Annotated in this window: 17 protein-coding genes; 11 read left to right on the top strand and 6 right to left on the bottom strand. The window is 73.5% G+C overall.

The window, feature by feature from the left end:
- Positions 1–179 precede the first annotated feature (179 nt).
- The 4 genes from FAF44_RS22645 to FAF44_RS22630 all read left to right on the top strand — a co-directional run bounded on the left by FAF44_RS22645 (position 180) and on the right by FAF44_RS22630 (position 5,184).
- Positions 180–659, top strand: a complete 480-nt coding sequence (locus FAF44_RS22645) for a (2Fe-2S)-binding protein (RefSeq protein WP_237105230.1) — start codon at positions 180–182, stop codon at positions 657–659.
- 3 nt (positions 660–662) lie between these two features.
- The gene (locus tag FAF44_RS22640; protein ID WP_237105229.1) at positions 663–1,667 is read left to right on the top strand and encodes a xanthine dehydrogenase family protein subunit M; all 1,005 of its coding nucleotides are present in this window, start codon (positions 663–665) and stop codon (positions 1,665–1,667) included.
- Entirely contained in the window at positions 1,664–3,910 is a 2,247-nt protein-coding gene (locus tag FAF44_RS22635) for a xanthine dehydrogenase family protein molybdopterin-binding subunit (protein WP_237105228.1), read from the top strand. The genes FAF44_RS22640 and FAF44_RS22635 overlap by 4 nt, the downstream gene beginning before the upstream one ends.
- Before the next feature lie 65 nt (positions 3,911–3,975).
- Positions 3,976–5,184 carry a cytochrome P450 gene (locus tag FAF44_RS22630; protein ID WP_237105227.1) on the top strand — a complete coding sequence of 403 codons (1,209 nt, stop codon included), beginning with the start codon at positions 3,976–3,978 and terminating at the stop codon, positions 5,182–5,184.
- A gap of 175 nt (positions 5,185–5,359) precedes the next feature.
- Here the strand turns inward: FAF44_RS22630 and FAF44_RS22625 are convergent, their stop codons facing one another.
- Entirely contained in the window at positions 5,360–6,091 is a 732-nt protein-coding gene (locus FAF44_RS22625) for an FHA domain-containing protein (protein ID WP_237105226.1), read from the bottom strand.
- 224 nt (positions 6,092–6,315) lie between these two features.
- On the opposite strand from FAF44_RS22625, the gene FAF44_RS22620 reads away from it, so the two are divergent.
- On the top strand, positions 6,316–7,806 hold the full coding sequence (locus tag FAF44_RS22620) for a serine/threonine-protein kinase (RefSeq protein WP_237105225.1): 1,491 nt from the start codon (positions 6,316–6,318) through the stop codon (positions 7,804–7,806).
- 28 nt (positions 7,807–7,834) lie between these two features.
- Here FAF44_RS22620 and FAF44_RS22615 read toward each other — a convergent pair whose 3' ends face one another.
- Positions 7,835–8,593, bottom strand: coding sequence for a phosphotransferase (locus FAF44_RS22615; protein WP_237105224.1), 759 nt, complete (start codon positions 8,591–8,593; stop codon positions 7,835–7,837).
- A 232-nt stretch (positions 8,594–8,825) separates the two neighbouring features.
- A complete protein-coding gene (locus FAF44_RS22610) occupies positions 8,826–9,326 on the bottom strand; it encodes a MarR family winged helix-turn-helix transcriptional regulator (protein ID WP_237105223.1) in 501 nt (166 codons plus the stop codon).
- A gap of 118 nt (positions 9,327–9,444) precedes the next feature.
- On the opposite strand from FAF44_RS22610, the gene FAF44_RS22605 reads away from it, so the two are divergent.
- Entirely contained in the window at positions 9,445–9,786 is a 342-nt protein-coding gene (locus FAF44_RS22605) for an STAS domain-containing protein (protein WP_237105222.1), read from the top strand.
- A gap of 121 nt (positions 9,787–9,907) precedes the next feature.
- Positions 9,908–10,282, top strand: a complete 375-nt coding sequence (locus FAF44_RS22600) for an antibiotic biosynthesis monooxygenase (RefSeq protein WP_237105221.1) — start codon at positions 9,908–9,910, stop codon at positions 10,280–10,282.
- A gap of 77 nt (positions 10,283–10,359) precedes the next feature.
- Here FAF44_RS22600 and FAF44_RS22595 read toward each other — a convergent pair whose 3' ends face one another.
- Positions 10,360–11,178 carry an SAM-dependent methyltransferase gene (locus tag FAF44_RS22595; RefSeq protein ID WP_237105220.1) on the bottom strand — a complete coding sequence of 273 codons (819 nt, stop codon included), beginning with the start codon at positions 11,176–11,178 and terminating at the stop codon, positions 10,360–10,362.
- 122 nt (positions 11,179–11,300) lie between these two features.
- On the opposite strand from FAF44_RS22595, the gene FAF44_RS22590 reads away from it, so the two are divergent.
- The gene (locus tag FAF44_RS22590) at positions 11,301–11,744 is read left to right on the top strand and encodes a MarR family winged helix-turn-helix transcriptional regulator (protein WP_237105219.1); all 444 of its coding nucleotides are present in this window, start codon (positions 11,301–11,303) and stop codon (positions 11,742–11,744) included.
- Here FAF44_RS22590 and FAF44_RS22585 read toward each other — a convergent pair.
- Positions 11,741–12,343 carry a DJ-1/PfpI family protein gene (locus FAF44_RS22585; protein WP_237105218.1) on the bottom strand — a complete coding sequence of 201 codons (603 nt, stop codon included), beginning with the start codon at positions 12,341–12,343 and terminating at the stop codon, positions 11,741–11,743. The genes FAF44_RS22590 and FAF44_RS22585 overlap by 4 nt on opposite strands.
- Before the next feature lie 203 nt (positions 12,344–12,546).
- Between FAF44_RS22585 and FAF44_RS22580 the strand changes: the two genes are divergently transcribed.
- On the top strand, positions 12,547–12,996 hold the full coding sequence (locus FAF44_RS22580) for a hypothetical protein (protein ID WP_237105217.1): 450 nt from the start codon (positions 12,547–12,549) through the stop codon (positions 12,994–12,996).
- A gap of 76 nt (positions 12,997–13,072) precedes the next feature.
- Complete coding sequence (locus tag FAF44_RS22575; protein WP_237105216.1) at positions 13,073–13,987, top strand: alpha/beta hydrolase; 915 nt, start codon at positions 13,073–13,075, stop codon at positions 13,985–13,987.
- Positions 13,988–14,117: 130 nt separating this feature from the next.
- On the opposite strand, the gene FAF44_RS22570 is transcribed toward FAF44_RS22575, so the two are convergent.
- Positions 14,118–15,500 (bottom strand): OFA family MFS transporter, encoded by a 1,383-nt coding sequence (locus FAF44_RS22570; RefSeq protein WP_237105215.1) that lies wholly within the window; start codon positions 15,498–15,500, stop codon positions 14,118–14,120.
- 148 nt (positions 15,501–15,648) lie between these two features.
- Here FAF44_RS22570 and FAF44_RS22565 point away from each other — a divergent pair.
- Positions 15,649–16,185 (top strand): carboxylesterase family protein (locus FAF44_RS22565; RefSeq protein WP_237105214.1); only part of this gene is annotated, 537 nt, incomplete at its 3' end.

Raw genomic sequence — 16,185 nt, 5'->3', positions numbered from 1 at the left:
GACGATCCGGTTCGGCGGCAGGGCTGCGGACAGGGCGTCGATGAAGGGCACGAGCAGCACGGTAACAACCCCCCTGCGGTAAAGTCCGCGTCGCGTTCGCGGCGGGCGGGACCTTTCTTGACCGCCCCTTATCCCACCATATGGGGATAAAAACGGCGTTCAGCACTAGCGTTGCGCCTATGACCTCGGAGGTAGTGACCGAGTTCACGGTCAACGGTCAGGCCGTACGCCTCGATCTCGACCCGCGGGAGTCACTGCTCGACGTCCTGCGCGAGCGGCTCGGCCTGACCGGGTCGAAGAAGGGCTGCGACCACGGCCAGTGCGGCGCGTGCACCGTCCACGTGGACGGCCGCCGGGTCGTGTCCTGCCTGCTCCCGGCCGTGCAGGTGAACGGCAGATCGGTGCGCACCATCGAGGGCGTGGCCGGACCCGACGGCGCCCTGCACCCGCTCCAGCAGGCGTTCGTGGACCACGACGCGCTGCAGTGCGGCTACTGCACCCCCGGGCAGGTGATGTCCGGCCTGGCCTGCATCGCCGAGGGGAACGCCGGCGCCGACGACGACATCCGCGAGCACATGAGCGGCAACCTGTGCCGGTGCGGGGCCTACCCGGGGATCCTGGCCGCGGTACGCGCCGCGGCCGGGCGACGGGAGGGCTGAGCCGTGCGCCCGTACACCTACACCGCCCCGGCCACCCTGGAGGAGGCCGTCCGCGCGCTGTCGGAGGCCGGCCCCGGCACGAAGGTGCTGGCCGGAGGCACCACGCTGTTCGACCTGATGAAGCTGGACATCGAGACCCCGCCCGCCGTCGTGGACATCCGCGCGCTGCCCGAACTGGCCGGGATCGACACGGCCGGGCCGCGCGAGCTCACGTTCGGGGCGGGGGCGCTGATGGCGGACGTGGCGGCCGACCCGCTGCTGCGGCGCGACTATCCGGCGCTGGCCGAGTCCCTGGCCAAGGCCGCCTCCCAGCAACTGCGGAACATGGCCACCGTGGGCGGCAACCTGCTCCAGCGCACCCGCTGCACGTACTTCCGCGGCGGGCCCCCGTTCCCGTGCAACAAGCGGCTGCCCGGCAGCGGCTGCGCGGCGATCGGCGGGCTGGACCGCGGGCACGCCCTGCTCGGCGGCGGCGACGCGTGCGTCGCCACCTACCCGGGGGACTGGGCGGTCGCGCTCATCGCCTTCGACGCCGTCCTCGACGTGACGGGACCGCGCGGCACGCGCACGCTCCCCCTGGCCGGACTGCACGTCGAGCCGGGCGAGCGGCCGGACCGGGAGCACACGCTGGCCTGGGACGAGATCGTCACCCGCATCCGCGTGCCGGTCACCGCCGCCGGGCGCGGATCGACGTACCACAAGGTCAGGGACCGGGAGTCGTACGCGTTCGCGCTCGCCTCGGCGGCCGTGGCCGTCACGCTGGGCGAGGGCGGAGCGGTCGAGGAGTGCCGCGTCGCCGTGGGCGGGGTCGCCACCCGGCCCTGGCGCTGCCCCTCCGCCGAAGAGGAACTGGCGGGGGCGGTGCTGGACCGCCGCAGCGCGCGGCGGGCCGGTGCGGCCGCGTTCGCCGGCGCGCGGGCCGGCACACACAACGCGTTCCGGATCGAGCTGGGCATCCGCACCGTCGCCGAGGCGCTGCGGATCGCCGGAGAGCGGGCCCTGCGATGACCGACACCGAAGAGAGCGGCGACCGGACGGCGCACCCCTGGCCACCCGTGGAGAGAACACCGCGCGTCGGCGCGCGGGAGAAGGTCACCGGGGCGGCCCGCTACGGCGCCGACCACGCGCCGCCCGGCCTCGCCTACGCCATCCCGGTCGTCGCGACCGCCGGCAAGGGCCGGATCACCGGCCTGGACACCGCCGAGGCCGCCGCCGTCCCCGGCGTCCTGCTCATCCTGTCGCACCTCGACGACCTGGGCATCGCCCCGGCCGGGTACGTCATGGCCGACGGCTACGCCTTCCAGAGCCTGCAACCGCTGCTCGACGACCGGATCGCGTACCGGGGGCAGCCCATCGCCCTGGTCGTGGCGGACACCCTGGTCGCCGCCGTCCACGCGGCCGGGCTGGTGCGGGCCGCCTATGACGAGGAGCCGTTCGCCGTCGAGCTGGACGCGGCGGGCACGGAGACCGTGCTCCAGGAGGAGGCGCTGCCGCTGCCGTTCCTCGCCGACGTCGTCGTGGGCGACGCCGACGGCGCGTACGAGCGCAGCCCGCTGCGGGTGGACGCCGTCTACGAGACGGGCCCGCAGCACCAGGTGCCGATGGAGCTGATCGGCGGCGTGGCCGAGTGGCACGGGGACACCCTCGTCGTCCACGAGGGCACCCAGAGCGCCGGGGCCCTGCGCGGCGGCCTGGCCCGCCAGCTCGGCATCGACCCGGACCGCGTCCAGGTCATCACCCCGTACGTGGGCGGCGGGTTCGGGCAGAAGAACTCGCTGCAGCCGCACCTCGCGCCCCTGGCGGTGGCCGCCCGCCGGCTGGGCCGCCCGGTGAAGCTGGTGCTGCCCCGCGCGCACACCTTCCACGCGGCGAGCTTCCGCCCGGTGAGCCGGCACCGCGTACGTCTCGGCGCCGACCGCTCGGGCCGGCTGCTGGCCGCGATCCACGAGGTGGACCAGCAGGCGTCCCGGCGCGACCTGCTCCCCGCCACCTACACCGAGATCACCTCCCGCCTGTACGGCATCAGCAGCTTCCGCGGCCGGCAACGCCACGTCAGGACCGACGTCCAGACGCCCGGCTACATGCGCGCCCCGTTCGAGCACCCGGCGGCGTTCGCGCTGGAGTCGGCCCTCGACGAGCTGGCCTGCGCCGCCGGGCGCGACCCGGTCGAGCTGCGCCTTTCCAACGACGCGGGCGCGGACCCGGTCACGGGCAAGCCGTTCTCCTCCCGCCATCTGGCGGCGTGCCTGCGGCGGGGCGCGGAGCTGTTCGGCTGGGCGGAGCGCCCGCCGGACCCCGGCTCCATGCGGGAGACCGACGGGACGCTGGTCGGCTGGGGGGTGGCGGCCGGGGCGTACCCGGTGATGACGGTGCCGGTGCTCGCCCGCCTGCGCGCCCGCGCGGACGGCCGGGTGCTGGCGGAGGTGGGCGGGCACGAGATGGGCCAGGGCATCACGACCGCCCTGGCCCGCGCCGTGGCCGGTGACCTGGGGATCGGCGTGGACCGGGTGGACGTCGTCGTCGGCGACACCCGCGTCGTGCCGCACCATCTGACCGCGGGGGCGTGGGGCACCAACAGCACGCTGCTGGCGGTCCACGCGGCGCTGCTCGAACTGCGGGCCCGCCTGGGCGTCCCGCGGGAGGGCCCCGTGGACGTCGCGGCGGCCGTCGCGGCGGCCGGGCGGAGCGCCCCCGAGCAGGACGGCGCCGAGGTGGTGGCCGAGGCCCTCACCAAGGGGCCCGGCCAGCCGCCCGAGGCGGTGGACCGGATGCGCGCGGGCCTGGTCGCCCCGGCGGGCCCCGAGTACCCCGGCCACGTCGCCTTCAGCTTCATCGCGCACTTCGCCGAGGTGCGGGTGGCACCCGCGGCCCCGCGCGTACGCGTCTCGCGGGTGGTCAGCGTGGCCGACTGCGGACGGGTGGCCAGCCCGGTCACGGCCGAGGCCCAGGTGCGCGGCGCGGTCGTGTGGGGCATCGGCGCGGCGCTGAGCGAGCACAGCGAGGTCGATCCCCGCTTCGGCGGCTTCGTCAACGCCGACCTGGCCGACTACGTGATCCCGGTCAACGCCGACGTGGGCCGGATCGAGGTGGCCTTCGTCGGCGAGCCGGACTTCACCCTCAACCCGACGGGCGTGAAGACCCTCGGCGAGGTGGCCCTGGTGGGGGTGGCCCCGGCCATCGCCAACGCCGTCTTCCACGCCACGGGCCGCCGCCCGCGAAGCCTGCCGATCCGCGTCGAGGACCTGCTGTAGGCCGCCCCTCCACCGGGTAGACCCCTTACCGGACGATTCCCCCATCGTGCACGCAGGAGGTCCCCGTGACCGACGCGCCGACGATCCTCGACACCTCCGGGAGCCGGCTCCACGACCAGGCCGACCGGCTGCGGGCGGCCGGCCCCGCCGTCCGCGTACGCCTGCCCGCCGGCGTCGTCGCCTGGTCGGTCACCCGGGGCGAGGTGGTCAGGCGCCTGCTGACCCACCCGCACGTCTCCAAGGACGCCCGCACGTCGTGGCCCGGCTATCAGCCGTTCGCCATCGCCTGGCTGACGGCCTGGGTGGACGTGGTCAGCATGCTCACCGCCGACGGCGACGACCACCGGCGGCTGAAGAACCTGGTCGGCAGGGCGTTCACGGGCCGCCGCGTCGAGGCGATGCGCCCGGCCGTGGAGCGCATCGCCGCCGGGCTGCTCGACGAGCTGGCCGGCCTCCCGCCGGGCGAGCCGGTGGACCTGCGCGCCCGCTACTCCTACCCCATCCCCAGCGGCGTCATCTGCGACCTGTTCGGCGTCCCGGCCGGGCAGCGGCCCGCGATGCTGGCGGCGATCGACCTCGTCCTGGACAACTCGCTCACCGCCGAGCGGGCCGCGGCGATGCGGGAGGGCATCTACGCGGCGATGCACGAACTGGTCGAGACCAAGCGGGCCGCGCCCGGCGACGACCTGACGACCCTGCTGCTGGCCGCCCGCGAGGACGACGGCGACCGGCTCACCATGGACGAGGTGGTCAGCACCCTGCTGCTGATGATCGGCGCGGGCAGCGAGACCGCGGTGTCGCTCATCGACCACGCCACCGTCGCCATGCTGACCCACCCCGGCCAGCTCGCGGCCGTCCTGGCCGCGCCCGCGCGGTGGACGGACGTGATCGAGGAGTCGCTGCGCCGCGACCCGCCCGTCATGCACCTGCCGCTGCGCTTCGCCACCGCGGACATCGACCTCGGCGAGGGCGTCACGATCGCCGCGGGCGACCCCATCCTGATCGGGTTCGGCGCGCACGGGCGCGATCCGCTGGTCAATCCCGATCCCGGCAGGTTCGACATCGACCGGCACGACCGCCGGCACCTCGCCTTCGGCCACGGCATGCACTTCTGCCTGGGCGCCCCGCTGGCCAGGCTGGAGGCCGCGGTCGCGCTGCCCGCGCTGTTCGGCCGCTTCCCCGGGCTCCGGCTCGCGGTCGAGCCGGGCGCGCTGCGGCCGTTGCCGTCGTTCACGGGCAGCGACGTCCTGGCTCTGCCCGTGCTGCTGGCCTGAGGGGTTCCGTCCCCTGGCGGGCCGGGTGCCCCGGGCCGGTCACGTGCTCTTCCCCGTCGCGCGCCGAGCCTGGCCGTCCCGTCAGGAGGTGCAGGTTCCTGACGTGGGCGGTCCCCCGTGGTGGCGCTGACGCGGCGGGCGGTCGTGGACCGGCTCCGGGGCCGCTCATGGCGGGCTACCGGCCCGGCACCGGGAGCAGGGCGAGGTGGTCGCTGGTGACCAGGTCGAACCTCAGGGCGAGCGAGACCAGCGCGTGACGCTGCCAGTCGGCCTTGCCCTCCCCTGCCTGCGGGCTCTTGACGTGCAGCTTCTTCTCCGCGAGATACCCGATGTGAAAGCCGATCGCGGTCCGGCTGAGCCCCAGGTCGGGCAGGCGTTCGCCGATCTCGGGGATCGTCGGGATGCGCGAGGTCGAGGAGTCGCGCAGGCGCGGCTCGCACAGGGCGACCAGGATGCGGAAGTACTTCGCGTTCTGGTCGAGCGGGTAGGCGACCTGCGTGGCCGCGCCGCCGTCCGCGTGGCCGGGAGGCACGTGCACGTGCTGCGGCGCGAACACCAGGAACGAGACCGTGCCGTCCACGGCGGGCAGTGTCACCCGGGAGAACTCGAACGGGATCGGCGCGCCCATCCGCCCCGGCGGCACCTTCACGAACTCCCCGCCGCCCTCGGGATTCTCCACCACGTACGTCTTGGACGTGCTGAGGTTGGACAGCACCCAGTAGTCGCCCACCGCCACGATCCGGCCGGCCCTGCGGGAGACGGCGGGGTCGTCCAGCAGCAGGTCGACGGGCGAGCCAGGGGTCCCGCGGCCGAAGAACGCCTGCTCGCCGGGTGCGAGCTCCAGCGAGTACGGCCGGTCGTCGGTGGGCGTGGCGGCCATCTGGATCAAGATCGTGCTGTGGGACATCGGGCGCGACCCTACTCGTGTGTCTGGGAGGTGTCGAGGACGGACAGGCGCTGTCAGACGGACGGCCACGCGGCCACCGCGACGGCGGCACGCCGGATGTCCATGGTGTTCGCTCCCGTCTCGGAGTCGCCGCTCCGATCCTGCCGGATCGCGGGGGCCGTGCGTAACCTGGTAGGTACGAGGGCGCGTGGACGGATCCGGGGCCATCGGCCATGATGAGCTGAATGACGGCTCCTCCCCACGCAGGCCGCTACCGGATCGAGCAGCTCATCGGCGTCGGGGGCTTCGCCTCCGTCTACCTCGCGCGTGACGACGAGTTGCGCTCGTCGGTGGCGGTCAAGATCCTCGCCGACAACTGGGCCAGGCAGTCCGACGTGCGCGAGCGGTTCCTCCAGGAGGCGCGGCTGCTGCGCCGGGCCGACTCCCACCTGCTGGTGCAGGTCTTCGACCTCGGACAGCTCGACGACGGGCGGCCGTACTTCGTGATGACGTACGCCGACCGCGGCACCCTGGAGCAGCGCCTGGCCGGGCCGCCCCTCGGGGTCGAGGAGACGCTCGGCCTGATGGGCGAGATCTGCCAGGGCGTGGCCGTCCTGCACAGCATCGGGGTCGTGCACCGCGACCTGAAGCCGTCGAACGTGCTGTTCTGCTCGCGGCCCGAGGGCGGGGAGCGGGTGATGGTGGCCGATCTGGGCATCGCGCGCTCCACCGATCACCTGAGCGGGCTGACGCTGCCCGCCGGGTCACCCGGCTACCAGGCTCCCGAGCAGCTCTACTTCGACGGGGCGCCCGACGCGCGGGCCGACGTCCACGGGCTGGGGGCGCTGACGTATCACCTGCTCACGGGCAGGGTGCCGGCCAAGCCGGAGCAGCGGGTGCCGCCGGGCGCGCTGCGGCACGGGGTGCCGGAGGCGGTCGACGCGGCGGTGATGCGGGCGCTGGACCCCGACCGCGCGGCCCGCTGGCCCGACGCCGCGGCCTACGCCGCCGCCCTGTCGTCGCCCGTCCCGATGGAGCTGACGCCCGCGCCCGGCGAACCGCCTCCGGAGGCCCCGGAGCAGCAGCGTGCGGCGGGACACGGGTCGGCGCGGCGGCGGGCGGTGATCGTCGGGGGCACGGCGGTGGCCGTCGCCGGGGTCGCGACGGCGGCGGCCATCGCGCTCGTCCAGCCCTTCGACGCCCCGCCGGGCGGCGGCGAGGATCCGCAGCCGGGCGCCGTCACGAGCGCGCCGTCACCGGCGGCCGACGACACCGGTCGCTGGCTGCGCGACGACGCCGACATCCCGCGCGAGTACCGTCCGCTGATCGTCCAGGCCGGGACCTACTGCGCGGAGCCCGGCCTGAGCCCGGCCCTGATCGCGGCGATGCTCAAGGCGGAGTCGGACTACGACCCGCGGCTGTCGGACTCGGTGCGCGACGAGTACGGCATCGCCAGGTGGACCCCCGGGGTGCTGTGGCACTGGCAACCGGGCGGCCTGCAGAGCCCGAAGCCCGTTCCCCCGTTCAGCCCCGAGTTGTCGATCGTCTCCATGGGCCGGTTCATGTGCGCGCTGGGCCCGGAGGTCGAGAAGCTGCCCGGCGACCCGGCGCTGAAGCTGGCCGCGCTCTACCGCAGCGGCGTCGACCCGCTCAAGCGGGCCGACGGCATCCCGGCGAAGTGGCGCGACTACACCGCCGAGGTCGCCCGCCACCTGCGCGACTACCAGCCCTCCTGAGGTATGGGCGGCGCGGCGGGACGGGGGGTCATCGGGGGAAGTCGTGCAGTTCGTGGATGGCCTGGTCGAGGTCGTCGGCGACGCCGCCGCGCAGCAGCCGCGCGTACAGCCCTTCGCCGGACGCCCCGAGGCGGCGGATCTGCGCGGCCCGCACCCGCATCCGCGCCTGGATCTCCTTGATCACCGAGTCCGTGCTCCCGCGCCAGCCGTAGGCGTCGAGGAAGAGCCGCAGCCGGGCGGGCCGCGCGTCGAAGTCGCACAGGCCCTCCGTCTCGGTGACGCGGCGGGAGTGCAGCGGCACCCAGGCGTGCGCCATCCAGGCGACGTCGGAGTCCACGGTGGCGGGGCCGGCGAAGTCCCAGTCGAAGAAGCCGGTCAGCCGGCCCCGGTGCCAGGCGGCGTTCCAGGGCGTGGCGTCGTTGTGGACGACGACCGCGCCCGGCGTCCAGGAGGCGCCGGTGCGCCAGCGGGCGCCGGGCGGGGGCACGAAGCTGGCCACGGTCTCGTGGTAGGCCCGCGTCCACTCCGCCACCTGCACGAGCGTCTCCTCGGTACGCGACCACGGGGGCCACACCGGAGCGTCGCCCATGGTCTCGCCCTCCAGGTACGTGAGGATCTCCCGCCCCAGCTCATCGACCCCCAGGACACACGGCGCCCCGGGGAAGCCCATGCGTTCGAGATGCCGGAGCAGTGCGTGCACCGAGGCCGTCCACTCACGCACCGGCCGCCGGACGGTGCCCTTGACGCGAACCGCGCCCCCGTCGTTTCCGCCGCAGAGCCGAGTCATCTGTCACCTCACCGGAGCCGGCGTCCGGTCGCCCGGCACCGCGCGGCCACCCCAGGGACGAAACCGTGGCGGAGGCCGGCCGACCGGCGGTCAGACGCTGTCTGGATCGTGATCCCGCCGGAGCCGGCCCGGACGGGCCATGGCATCGGCGGCGGGAGGTATGACGGCCGCACCCGTCATACGTCGAGGAGACTCCCACGCCCTCGAACATGGAGTCAACAGCCCTCGAATCTCACCCGTCCGGCCAGCCCAGCGGGTGTGGACCGGCCGTCGTGGGCTCGCCGCCCGCCTCGTTGAAGGCGTTCATGGCCGAGACGAGCGCGTGGCGCTGCGCGGTGGACATGCGTGCGACGATCTCGCCGATCTCGTTCCTGCGGCGGGTCATCACCTCGTCCACGACGCGCCGCCCCTCACCGGTCAGCCGCATCAGGCTCTCGCGCCGGTTGCTCGGGTTGACCTCGCGGACGACCAGTCCGGCGCCGGCCAGCCGGTCGGCCATCCGCATGGCGGTGGAGGAGTTGACGTCGAGCAGGTCGGCCATCGTCACCAGCTTGGTCCGCCCGCGGCCGGCCAGCACCACCAGCATCCTGAACTGCGGCAGGGTGATCTTGTCCTCGGCGGCGGCCAGCGACCGGGCGGTGAGGGCGACCAGGAGCCGGGAGCCCGCCAGCACCGCGGTGACGACCGCGTCGAGGTCCTCGCCGCCCGGCGGAGACTCATCGTCGTGCGCCATGGGCACTGTTGTACACGTGCCCGCGGAAGCCACCTGCGGGTCCCCGAGTATAACTTTCCGGTTTCGTTGCACTGTGCAAAGATGAAGGGCGCGAACCGTTGCAAAGCGGAGGGATGTAATGAGAAGCGCCGACCGCACCGGCTTCTCCTGGGTCGTCACGCAGAGTGACGGCTCCGCTGTGCTGCGTCCTGCCGGCGACCTGGATCTGGCCTCGAAAGAGGAGTTCCGCAACGGACTGAACGAGGCGATGTCCTGCCTGCGTCCGCCGTCCGTGGTCGTCGACATGAAAGGGGTCGAGTTCTGCGACTCCTCCGGGTTGAACACGCTGATCTGGGCGGCGAACACCGTCGAGGGCGCCGGCGGCCGGATCCGGCTGACCGGGCTCCAGCCGCGTCTGACCCGGCTCCTGCGCATGACCGGCCTCGACAGACGCTTCCACCTCACGTCGGCGGGCTCGTGACGGAACCAGCCGCTCCGTCACGGGCCCGGCCGGCGGAAGCCGCCTCGGGGCGATTTCGATTACATAGCGGTGCTTTGCGGCCTATGACACGAACCCGCGCGGACCCCTTTACAGTGATGCCATGAGTGATCACTCGGAAGCGCCTGTCACTCCCGTCGCGGCATATGAGCCCCCTTACTACGTGGCGGTCTTCACCGCGGTGCGGACCCAGGAGCAGAGCGGCTACAGCGAGACCAACGCACGCATGGAAGACCTGGTGAAGGACATCCCCGGGTACCTGGGGATGGACCACGCGCAGACACCTGGCGGGCTGGGCATCACCGTCGGGTACTTCCGCGACGCGGACGCCCTCACGGAATGGCGCAACAACGCCGAGCACCGCGCGGCACAGAAGCGCGGGCAGGTCGAGTGGTATCAGAGCTACACGTTGCATGTGGCGAAAGTGGAGCGGAGCCACGGGTTCAGGCGAGCGCAGGCCCCGAGCCCGCACTCCTGATCACAGTGTCCGGACCGGAGCGTGGCACACCGACCTGAGCGCGCCGCCGAGGCCAACCGCCAGAGACCCCGCTCGTCTTAGGGCACCCGGCCGACCGCGCCGACGAGGCCGGGCACGCTCAGGTCGACCGGGGCCTGCCGGTCGAGGTCGGAGTCCGGCCGCCACGACTTGACCGGGACGATGCCCGGCTCCAGCAGGCTCAGCCCGTCGAAGAAGGCGGCGATCCGGCGCAGCGGGCGGGCGATCAGCGCACCCGGTTTGGTGCTGCTGTACACCTGCTGGCCCGCCCTGACCTTGGGGTCGTCGGCGTCCGGCGTGAAGAAGTGGGAGATCAGCACATGGCTGCCCCGCGCGAGCGGCGCGCGCAGCGTCTTGACGATGTCGCCGGTCCGCTCGTCGCCCGGCACGAAGTGCAGCACCGCCGAGGCCAGCAACCCCACGGGACGCCCGAAGTCGAGGTGCCCGGTCACCTCGGGGTCGGCCAGGACGGCGGCGGGCTCGGTGATGTCGCCCCGGACCGCCGTCGTGTGCGGGTTGTCGGCCAGCAGCGCGCGGGCGTGCGACAGGACGATCGGATCGTTGTCCACATAGACCACCCGCGCGTCCGGGACGATCCGCTGCGCCACCTGGTGCACGTTCTCCTGGGTGGGCAACCCGGCCCCGATGTCGAGGAACTGCCGCACACCCTGCTCGGCCATGAGGCGGACGGCCTTGCCGATGAAGGCCCGGTTGTCGCGGGCCGTCTCGCGCACCTCTGGGACGATGGCGATGATCTTCTCCGCGGCGGCGCGGTCCGCCGGGAAGTTGTCCTTCCCGCCCAGGTAGTAGTCGTACATGCGGGCCACGCTGGGCACCGTGGGGTCAACACCGGCCACGCCGGGCTCAACAGCACTCACGCGTCGTCTCCCTGGACTGAGGTGCCGTCAGCCTAGCGATCAGTCTGGTACGCGTGAAGTTCCCGTTTCGCCCGGCCGTCACCGCTCGTCCCGGAGCCTGCCCCGGGTGGGAGACTTGAGGCGTGAGCCTCGACGACGGCCGCCCGGCCGCCCCGACGACCAGCACCTCCATCGTGGTGCTCACGCTGGCACGCCAGGTCGAGACCGAGCTCGGCGCCGCGCTCGCGCCGCTCGACCTGACCGTGAGCCGGCTCGGGCTGCTCGGTCACATCGCGGCCGTGCCCGGGATCTCGTTCAGCGACCTGGCGCGCATGTCCGGCATCACCGTGCAGAGCGTGCACGCGGCGGTGAAGGCGCTGGCCGGGGCCGGGCTGGTGCGCGACCACACCGCCCGCGCGGGCTCGGCGTCCGCCATCGAGGTCACCCCCGGCGGGGCGCGCCTGCTGGAGGCGGCGCGGGCGGCGGTGGCGGAGGTGGACGAGCGGCTGTTCGGGGCGGCGGCCGATCCGATCAGGCGGCAGGTGGGCGACGCCGTCCGCGCCGCCTTCGCCGGGGAGGGCGGCTAACCGGGCTCGTCGGCGAGGTACGGCGGCGCGGGCTCGTACTGCATCTGCCGGCGCACGGCCCTGGCGTGGTCGCGGCCGTGCAGACGGCCGACGAGCCACAGCGCGGCGTCGATCCCGGCCGAGACCCCCTGGCTGGTGAGCAGGTTGCCGTCCACGACGTAGCGGGCGTCCCGCACGACGGTCACGTCACCGAGTTTCGCCAACTCGTCCTCGTGGTCGCGGTGCGTGGCCACCCGCCGGCCCCGCGCCGGTCCGGCGGCGTGCAGCACGAACGCGCCGGTGCACACGCTCGCCACCCAGTCCGCCCGCGCGGCGGTCCCGGCGACCCAGCCGGTGACGACGGGGTTGTGCATCTGCACCCGCCTGGCGCCCCGGCCACCCGGGACGAGCAGCACGTCCAGCGGCGGGTGGTCGTCGAGCCCGTGGTCGGGCAGCACACGCATGCCCTTGGCGCAGCGCACGGGGCCGGGATGCTCGGAGATCAGCAACGCCGCGTCACCGCCGCCACGCAGCGCCGCCGACAGGGTGAAGACCTCCCAGGGACCGGCGAAGTCGAGCTCCTCGGCATCCTCGAAGATGAGCAGTCCGTACGTGGTCACGGGTCGCCTCCTTCGGCGATGGCGCGAAATCGCCCGCGACGGCCGGACGGCGCGGCGCGGGATCACCCTCTCAGCCTGCTGGCGGATCTCTCGTGGGGTCAACGACCGGCGTCCCCCATATCGCGCCGCGCCCTCCTTCAGGCACCCTGAAGGTCGCGTGTTAGGCTTCAGGCTTCCTGAAGGTTTTGGTGGAGGGAGAACTCGTGGAGCCTGTGCTGCTGTCCATCCACGTGGTGGCCGGCATCGTGTTCGTGGGTGGCTCGGCCATCGCGACCAGCCTGTTCCCGCGGTACGTGCCGGTCCTCGGCCAGGAGGGGGCCGGGGAGCGCGACCGGGCCGTGGCCACCGCGCTGCACCGCGTCACCCGCGGCTACAGCGTCGCCGCGCTCGTCGTGCCCGTGGCCGGCATCGTCCTGGCCCTCGTGCAGGGGCGCGTCGGCGAGATCTGGATCACCCTCGCCATGGTCCTCACCGCGGCGGCCGGGTTCCTGCTGGCCGTGCAGATCTACCCGCGCCAGCGCGCCGCCCTCGCCGCCCCGGGCGAGCGCGACCGCCTGCGGCCGCTGTCCATGCTCGCCGGCGTCTACAACGTGTTGTGGACGGTCGTCGTCGTGCTGATGATCGTCCGGCCCGGGTCGGCGGAAGGGGCGTGACGGCCCTCGACAACCCCGGCGGCGGATCCTACGTTCGGAATGACCGACATCGTCCCGTTCGGAACAGGTGACGTCCATGGCCCCCGACCAGGCGACGACCGCGTTGCTCGACCAGCTCGCCCAGTCGGGCGGCCGGCCCCTGCACGAGATGACGGTGACGGAGGCCCGCGGCCTCGGGGCCGCCCTGGGCGAGCTGTCGGGCAAGGGCCCGGACCTCGCCCGGGTAGCGGAGGTCGTCATCCCCGCCGAGGACGGCGCCTCGTTCCCCGGCCGCCTTCTGGTCCCGGACGGGACGCCGCGCGGCGTCATCGTCTACTACCACGGGGGCGGATGGGTGCTCGGCGCCCTCGACGAGTTCGACACCCTGGGCAGGGAACTGGCCGCCCGTACGGGCTGCGCGGTCGTCCTGCCCGCCTACCGGCTCGCCCCGGAGCACCGCTACCCGGTCGCCGCCCGCGACGCCTACGCGGCGCTGCTCTGGGCCGCCGCCCACCTGCCCGGCCTGCCGATCGTCGTGGCGGGCGACAGCGCGGGCGGCAACCTGTCCGCCGTCGTGGCCCAGCGCGCCAGGGACGACGGCGGCCCGGCCATCGCGCTGCAGGTGCTCGTGTACCCGGTCACCGACTGCGACTTCGACCGCGACTCCTACCTCGCCCCGGGCAATCAGCTCGTGCTCACCCGGGACTCCATGCTCTGGTTCTGGGACCACTACGCGCCCGACCCGGCCCAGCGCGCCAACCCCGACGCCTCTCCCCTGCGCGCCGCCGACCTGTCCGGCCTGCCGCCCGCGCTCGTCCTGACGGCCGAGCACGACGTGCTGCGGGACGAGGGCGAGGAGTACGCGGAGCGGCTGCGGGCGGCGGGGGTGCCGGTGGAGCTGGAGCGGTTCGCGGGCCAGATGCACGTGTTCTTCACGATGGTGAACGTGCTGCCGGGCAGCGCGGCCGGGATCTCGGCGGTGGTGCGGGAGGTCGGGCGGCGGATCGGCTGAGCCCGGTTCCGGCCTCAGCCGGAGAAGAGCTGGGAGAGCTTGAGGAACAGCTCGTACACCCCGTACGTGAAGGGCGCGCCCACCCAGATCCAGGCCAGCGTCATCAGCCCGGTGCGGCGTCGGCCGGAGGTCATGCGACCTGTCCCTTCTCCACCATCGGCGCGGGCCGTTCGTGGTGCTTGTCGTGGACGGGCCGGATCAGCTCGTTGGCGAGGAAGCCCACGGCGAGCAGCCCGATCATGATGAACAGCGAGGTCGTGTAGAGGTCGGAGCCGGAGCGCCCGGCGGCCTTCTGCGTGTCGGCGATGGCGTTGACGATCAGCGGGCCGAGCACGCCCGCCGTGGACCAGGCCGTGAGCAGGCGGCCGTGGATCGCGCCGACCTGGTAGGTGCCGAAGAGGTCCTTCAGGTAGGCGGGCACGGTCGCGAAGCCGCCGCCGTAGAAGGACAGGATGCCCAGCGCGCACACGATGAACAGCGGCTTGGAGGAGTCGCCCGCCAGGGCGATGACGAGGTAGAGCAGCGCGCCGACGCCCAGGTAGACGCGGTACATGTTCTTGCGCCCGATCAGGTCGGAGGTGGACGACCAGACGAACCGGCCCGCCATGTTGGCCAGCGACAGCAGCGCGACGAACCCGGCCGCCGCCCCCGCCACGACCGCGGCCGTGGTGCCGGCGAAGAAGTCCGTGATCATCGGGGCGGCCTTCTCCAGGATGCCGATCCCGGCGGTGACGTTGCAGCACAGCACCACCCACAGGCAGTAGAACTGCGGCGTGCGCAGGGCGTTGCGGGCCGAGACGTCGGCGGTGGTGATGAGCGGGCGCGCCTGGGCCGCGGGCGGGCTCCAGCCCTTCGGTGTCCAGCCGTCCGGGGGCACCCGGACGAGCAGCACGCCCATCGACATGAACACCGCGTAGACGACGCCGTGCACCAGGAACGTCGTGGCGATCCCCGTCGGGTCCGCGCCGAAGGAGCCCAGCATCTGCGCCGACCACGGCGAGGCGATCAGCGCTCCCCCGCCGAAGCCCATGATCGCGATGCCGGTGGCCATGCCGGGCCGGTCGGGGAACCACTTGATCAGGGTGGAGACGGGCGAGATGTACCCGATGCCGAGGCCGATTCCGCCGACGAAGCCGTAGCCGAGCACGACCAGCCAGTACTGCCGGGTGAGCACGCCCAGCGCGGAGAGCAGGAAGCCGGAGGAGAAACAGGTCATCGACACGAACATGGCCCACCGGGGCCCGTTGCGCTCGACGAGCGTGCCGCCGAAGGCCGCCGACAGGCCCAGCATGACGATGCCGAGCTGGAACGGCAGCGCGCTCTGCGTGCCGGACAGGCCGAGCGCGGACTCGAGCGGGGGTTTGAAGACGCTCCACGCGTACGCCTGTCCGATGGCCAGGTGCACGGAGAGCGCCGCGGGCGGCACGAGCCAACGGCTCCAGTTGGGCGCCGCCACGGTACGGGACCGGCTGAGGAAGCCTGTGGGACTCGCGAACCTCGTACTGTCTGCCACGACACACAGCGCTACCACATACGGTATGCAGTATCTGGCATGCGGGAAGTCTTTACGGCGAGCGGTCTGATCTTGTCGACGAATGGCGGCGCACGCTCGGGGGGATGTTCCCGCTGTCCCCGTTGTACCGGCGAGAGGCGGGCTGAGCATGGGCGCGACCAAGGAACCCGAGGTGCGGATCGCGGCGGGCGGTGTACGGGGCCGCGTCGAGGGCGGCGTCCACGTCTTCCGCGGCATCCCGTTCGCCCGGCCCGAACGGTTCGCCGCCCCGGCGCCCGTCGAGGCGTGGGACGGCGTGCGCGACTGCGCGGAGTTCGGGCCGCCACCGCCCCAGCGAGGCGGCCCCCCGGGGCCGGCCGCGGGCGGGGAGAGCTGGCTGACGGTCAACGTCTGGTCGCCGTCGCCCGGCCCGGCGGCCCGCCTGCCGGTGATGGTGTGGATCTACGGGGGCGCGTACCGCTCCGGCGAGTCCGGCGCGTCCGTGTACGACGGCGCGCTGCTGGCCCGCGAGGGGAACGCGGTCGTCGTCACCCTCAACTACCGGGTCGGCATGGAGGGGTTCGCCCACGTCGAGGGGGCCCCGGCCAACCGGGGGCTGCTCGACCAGGTGGCCGCGCTCGAATGGGTGCGCGACAACGTGGCCGCGTTCGGGGGCGATCCGGGGCGGGTGACGGTGTTCGGGGAG

The sequence above is a fragment of the Nonomuraea sp. MG754425 genome (assembly GCF_021699195.1).
Lineage (GTDB): Bacteria > Actinomycetota > Actinomycetes > Streptosporangiales > Streptosporangiaceae > Nonomuraea.
The sequence above is the reverse complement of the archived record's forward strand: the minus strand, read 5'-3'. Positions and strand labels throughout refer to the sequence as shown.

Excerpts from the sequence above, each read along its gene's own strand:
- FAF44_RS22645 (WP_237105230.1), top strand. The coding sequence starts at position 180 with ATGACCTCGGAGGTAGTGACCGAGTTCACGGTCAACGGTCAGGCCGTA.
- FAF44_RS22635 (WP_237105228.1), top strand. The coding sequence starts at position 1,664 with ATGACCGACACCGAAGAGAGCGGCGACCGGACGGCGCACCCCTGGCCA.
- FAF44_RS22625 (WP_237105226.1), bottom strand. The coding sequence starts at position 6,091 with ATGTCCCACAGCACGATCTTGATCCAGATGGCCGCCACGCCCACCGAC.
- FAF44_RS22620 (WP_237105225.1), top strand. The coding sequence starts at position 6,316 with ATGACGGCTCCTCCCCACGCAGGCCGCTACCGGATCGAGCAGCTCATC.
- FAF44_RS22615 (WP_237105224.1), bottom strand. The coding sequence starts at position 8,593 with ATGACTCGGCTCTGCGGCGGAAACGACGGGGGCGCGGTTCGCGTCAAG.
- FAF44_RS22610 (WP_237105223.1), bottom strand. The coding sequence starts at position 9,326 with ATGGCGCACGACGATGAGTCTCCGCCGGGCGGCGAGGACCTCGACGCG.
- FAF44_RS22605 (WP_237105222.1), top strand. The coding sequence starts at position 9,445 with ATGAGAAGCGCCGACCGCACCGGCTTCTCCTGGGTCGTCACGCAGAGT.
- FAF44_RS22600 (WP_237105221.1), top strand. The coding sequence starts at position 9,908 with ATGAGTGATCACTCGGAAGCGCCTGTCACTCCCGTCGCGGCATATGAG.
- FAF44_RS22575 (WP_237105216.1), top strand. The coding sequence starts at position 13,073 with ATGGCCCCCGACCAGGCGACGACCGCGTTGCTCGACCAGCTCGCCCAG.